At 70.3% G+C, this 4,617-nt stretch carries 3 protein-coding genes and 2 pseudogenes; 3 read left to right on the top strand and 2 right to left on the bottom strand.

Annotated elements, in window-relative coordinates; genetic code table 11:
* Positions 1-42: 42 nt before the first annotated feature.
* Positions 43-315: an HPr family phosphocarrier protein gene (locus I5E_RS04320; RefSeq protein ID WP_022905912.1), complete on the bottom strand. Its 273-nt coding sequence runs from the start codon at positions 313-315 to the stop codon at positions 43-45.
* Positions 316-392: 77 nt separating this feature from the next.
* Positions 393-1,163, bottom strand: coding sequence for a DeoR/GlpR family DNA-binding transcription regulator (locus I5E_RS04315; protein WP_031261515.1), 771 nt, complete (start codon positions 1,161-1,163; stop codon positions 393-395).
* A gap of 261 nt (positions 1,164-1,424) precedes the next feature.
* On the opposite strand from I5E_RS04315, the gene ptsP reads away from it, so the two are divergent.
* From ptsP to I5E_RS22550, 3 genes and pseudogenes are all read left to right on the top strand, one after another.
* Positions 1,425-3,080: a phosphoenolpyruvate--protein phosphotransferase gene (ptsP, locus tag I5E_RS04310; protein WP_022905910.1), complete on the top strand. Its 1,656-nt coding sequence runs from the start codon at positions 1,425-1,427 to the stop codon at positions 3,078-3,080.
* A 63-nt stretch (positions 3,081-3,143) separates the two neighbouring features.
* Positions 3,144-4,001: pseudogene (locus tag I5E_RS04305) on the top strand (PTS transporter subunit EIIC); the annotation flags it as partial.
* A gap of 38 nt (positions 4,002-4,039) precedes the next feature.
* Positions 4,040-4,617, top strand: a pseudogene (locus I5E_RS22550) (hypothetical protein); the annotation flags it as partial.

Raw genomic sequence — 4,617 nt, 5'->3', positions numbered from 1 at the left:
CCCGTCCGTCTCGTGGTCGCGTCCGGGACGCGCCCCGCGCGATCAGGCCGCGTCGTGGTCCGTCTTCAGGAACTCGACCAGGCTGTCCGCGGTCGTCTCGGCGTCGTCGCCCGAGACCGTCAGGGTGACCTCGTCGCCGTTCTCGATGCCGAGGCCGAGGAGCGCGAGGATGCTGCCCGCGTTGCCGGACTTGTCGCCCTTCGCGATGGTGACCTGGTGGCCGGACGCGGTCACGGTCTGGACGAAGAGGGAGGCGGGGCGGGCGTGCAGCCCCGACGCGCTGGCGACGGTGACGGTGCGGGTGGCTTCGGACATCGATGTACTCCTGTCGATGGGTGGTTGGCTCATGGTAGCGAGCGCGGGGTGGGCGGTTCCGGTGCGCCTGACCGAGGTCAGTCGCGGCCCGGCCAGAAGACCTCGGTGCCGGCGGCCTCGACCTCGCGGACGAGGTCGGCGTTCACGCCGGGGTCGGTGATGATCGTGTCGATCGCGGCGAGCGGGGCGACACGACCGAACTCCTCGCGGCCGAACTTGGTGTGGTCGGCGAGCAGGATGCTCCGGCGGGCGGACTTGATCATCGCGGACTTCACGGCGGCCTCGGCCATGTTGTGCGTCGTCAGGCCGCGTTCCGGGGTGATGCCGTTGATGCTGATGAACGCGACGTCGACGCTCACCATCCCGATCAGCTGGTGCGTCCAGGTCCCGACGCCGGCGAGCGAGTCGCTCCGGATGTTGCCGCCGAGCAGGTGCAGGTCGATGCCCGGCCGGTTCGCGACGGCCATCGCCACCGGCAGGGAGTGGGTCACGACCGTGAGGCCGCGGTCGTTCGGGAGCAGCTCGGCGAGGCAGATGGTCGAGGTGCCGGCATCGATCATGATCGAGCCGATCTCGGGCAGCTCCCCGATCGCCGCCTCGGCGATGACCATCTTCTCGGCCTGGTTGATGCCGCCGCGGTCGCCCACGCCCGGGTGCAGGGTGATGCGCTCGACGGGGATCGCGCCGCCGTGCGCGCGACGGACCAGCCCGCGCCGCTCGAGCGAGGTCAGATCGCGGCGGATCGTCTCCGGCGTGACCTCGAGCAGCTCGGCGAGGTCCTTCACGTCGACCCGACCCTGCGCCCGCGCCTGCTCGACGATGCGCTGGTGGCGCTCTGGTGCGTACATCGGGGCCTCGTCGTCTCGGAACGGTGGAGTCGGAACGGAACGGACACGACCGGGCACGTCCTCGGCGACCATGACCGGAGCGGTTCAGCCACCAGACGCAAACGGGCATCTGTTTCTGCATTTTTATCCCCGGATGTGTTTGTTTGTCAACGTGGATCGGGGTATGGTGCTGCACAGCCGCACCGGCGGGGTCCCGTCTCCGCGTCGTGCGCACCGAACGACCACCCCACCGCAAGCGCGCGTGAGATGAAGGAGTCTCGAATGTCCGAACTGCTCGGCACCGGCGTCGGCCGCGGCGTCGCCCACGGCCCCGTGCTCCGCATGGCGGACCCGCTCGGCGAACCGTCGAAGGACGCGCTGACGGGTTCCGCGGACGACGCGAAGCAGGCGGTGGCCTCGGCGCTGGCAGCGGTGGCGGACGACCTCAACAAGCGCGGGCAGCTCGCGGGCGGCGACGCCCAGGCCGTGCTCGAGGCGCAGGCGCTCATGGCGCAGGACCCGACGCTCCTCGACGACGTCCACGCCCGCATCGACGGCGGCACCAACGCCGAGCGCGCCGTGTTCGAGGCGTTCGGCCAGTTCCGCGACCTGCTCGTGTCGATGGGCGGCTACATGGGGGAGCGCGCGGCCGACCTCGACGACGTCGCCCAGCGCATCGTCGCCAAGCTCCGCGGCGTCGCCGCACCGGGCGTGCCGGAGTCCGACACCCCGTTCGTGCTCGTCGCCCGCGACCTCGCGCCCGCCGACACCGCGCTCCTCGACCTCGAGAAGGTCCTCGCCCTCGTCACGCGCGACGGCGGCCCGACCTCGCACACCGCGATCCTCGCCCGCGCCAAGGGCATCACCGCGATCGTCGGCGTCACCGGTGCCGACGACCTGGCCGACGGGGTCGAGGTCGTCGTCGACGCCGCGGCCGGCACCGTGGTCACGGACCCCTCCGCCGAGCTCGTGGCCGACGTCGAACAGCGCATCGCCGACCGCCTCGCCGCGGCCGCAGCGCCCCTGACCGCCGGTGCGCTCGCCGACGGACACACCGTCCCGCTGCTCGCGAACCTCGGCAGCCCGGCCGACGCCGCGGGTGCCGTTGCTCTCGGTGCGGAGGGCGTGGGGCTCTTCCGCACCGAGTTCCTCTTCCTCGACTCGCCGAAGGCGCCGACCGTCGACGAGCAGAAGGGCTCCTACAAGCAGCTGCTCGAGGCGTTCCCGGGCAAGAAGGTCGTCGTCCGGGCGCTCGACGCGGGTGCGGACAAGCCGCTGCCGTTCCTCACCGACAAGGACGAGGAGAACCCGGCCCTCGGTCGTCGCGGACTCCGCGCGCTCCGGAACCACCCCGAGGTGCTCCGCGACCAGCTCACCGCCCTCGCCCAGGCCGACGCCGAGACCGAGGCCGACCTCTGGGTGATGGCGCCGATGGTCGCCGACGCCGAGGAGACCGAGTACTTCGTCGACCTCGCCCGGGAGCTCGGCATCCGGACCGCCGGCGTCATGGCCGAGGTCCCCTCGCTCGCGCTCATGGCCGACCAGGTGTTCACCTCCGCCGACTTCGTGTCGATCGGCACGAACGACCTGACCCAGTACACGATGGCCGCCGACCGCATGCTCGGCACCGTCGCGTCCTACCAGGACCCGTGGCACCCCGCCGTCCTCCGACTCGTCGCGCAGCTCGGCACCGCCGGGCAGCACGCGGGCAAGGCCGTCGGGATCTGCGGCGAGGCGGCAGCCGACCCGCTGCTCGCCGTCGTGCTCGTCGGACTCGGCGCCACGACCCTCTCCATGACCCCCGCGGCCCTCGCCGACGTGCGTGCCGAACTCGGCAAGTACACCCTCGCCGAGGCCCGCGAGATGGCCCAGGCGGCACTCGCCGCGTCGACGGCGGCGGCTGCGAAGTCCGCCGCGGCCGCGACGCACGCCGCCTGATCCGACCCCAGCACCACCTTCCCTCCACACGCAGCAGCAGCACCTCACAGAAAGTCACCGCACATGACAACGTCGTCCGTTGCAGCGCCCGACGCTCCCGCGAAGTCGCGGGGCGGCGCACGCGTCGCCGTTCAGAAGTTCGGCACGTTCCTCTCCGGCATGGTCATGCCCAACATCGCGATCTTCATCGCGTGGGGCATCATCACGGCCTTCTTCATCGAGACCGGCTGGACCCCCGTCGGGATCCTCGGTGGCTTCGGTGAGACGAACGGCGTCGCCAACCCCGGCGTCGTCGGCCCGATCCTGACGTACCTCATCCCGCTCGCGATCGCGATCCAGGGCGGCCGGATGGTCTACGAGACCCGCGGCGCCGTCGTCGGTTCGATCTTCGCGATGGGTGTCATCCTCGGCGCCAACGGCACCGTGATGATCCTCGGCGCGATGATCTGCGGCCCGCTCGGCGCGTACATCATCAAGCAGATCGACAAGATCTGGGACGGCAAGATCCGCCCGGGCTTCGAGATGCTCGTGAACAACTACGCGGCCGGCATCCTGGGCTTCGTACTCGCGATGATCGGGTTCTTCTGGCTCGCGCCGGTCTTCAAGGCCATCGCGAACGGCCTCGGCGCGGCGGTGGAGTTCCTCATCAACCACTCGCTGCTCCCGCTCGCCAGCGTGATCATCGAGCCGGCGAAGGTGTTCTTCCTGAACAACGCCATCAACCACGGTGTGCTCGACCAGCTCGGTGCCGCCCAGGTGAAGGAGTCGGGCAAGAGCATCCTCTTCCTGCTCGAGGCGAACCCCGGCCCCGGTCTCGGCATCCTGCTCGCCTTCACCTTCTTCGGTGTCGGCATCGCCCGCTCGACCGCTCCCGGCGCGATCATCATCCAGTTCCTCGGCGGCATCCACGAGATCTACTTCGGTACGAGTGGTCGCGCAACGGGACCGTCGTCCCGAGCATGACCGGTCGGACCTACCGACTGGGGTACTACGACGTCGGGGCGAAGATCTCGTCCCGAGTGATCGTGTCGAAGAACGGTTACGCCGACGGTGCCGCTCGCAGCGCGGCCACCGCCGCGATCTCGAAGGCCGCGGTGGCGTTCTCCGGGGACGGAACCTTCCGCGTCGGCACGCAGGTGAAGGCCGGCACGTACTACTCGACGACGAAGACGAGCCAGCTCTGCTACTGGGCGCGGCTCAGCAGCGCGCAGGGTCGCCTCGACGACATCCGAGCGAACGACCTCGGTTCCGGTCAGCGACTCATGACCATCTCGAGCTCGGACAAGTACGTCGAGCTCGACGACTGCGGCTCCTGGTACCCGGTCGGATCCGCGGGTCCGAAGCTCGCGAACATCAGCTCGGACGGCGTGTACGTCGTCGGACCACAGATCAGCGCCGGCACCACGTGGCGCACGTCTGCACCGGCCGGCTGCTACTGGGCGACCTTCTCGGGCGCGGACGGAGACATCGAGTCGATCATCGCGAACGACTACCGCGACGCACGGGCGACCGTCACGGTCACCATCCCGCGGAACGC

This window comes from Curtobacterium sp. B18, assembly GCF_000333375.1.
GTDB lineage: Bacteria > Actinomycetota > Actinomycetes > Actinomycetales > Microbacteriaceae > Curtobacterium.
The sequence above is the reverse complement of the archived record's forward strand: the minus strand, read 5'-3'. Positions and strand labels throughout refer to the sequence as shown.

What these genes read in the sequence shown, in the direction of transcription:
- I5E_RS04320 (WP_022905912.1), bottom strand. Translation starts at nt 315, where the DNA reads ATGTCCGAAGCCACCCGCACCGTCACCGTCGCCAGCGCGTCGGGGCTG.
- I5E_RS04315 (WP_031261515.1), bottom strand. Translation starts at nt 1,163, where the DNA reads ATGTACGCACCAGAGCGCCACCAGCGCATCGTCGAGCAGGCGCGGGCG.
- ptsP (WP_022905910.1), top strand. Translation starts at nt 1,425, where the DNA reads ATGTCCGAACTGCTCGGCACCGGCGTCGGCCGCGGCGTCGCCCACGGC.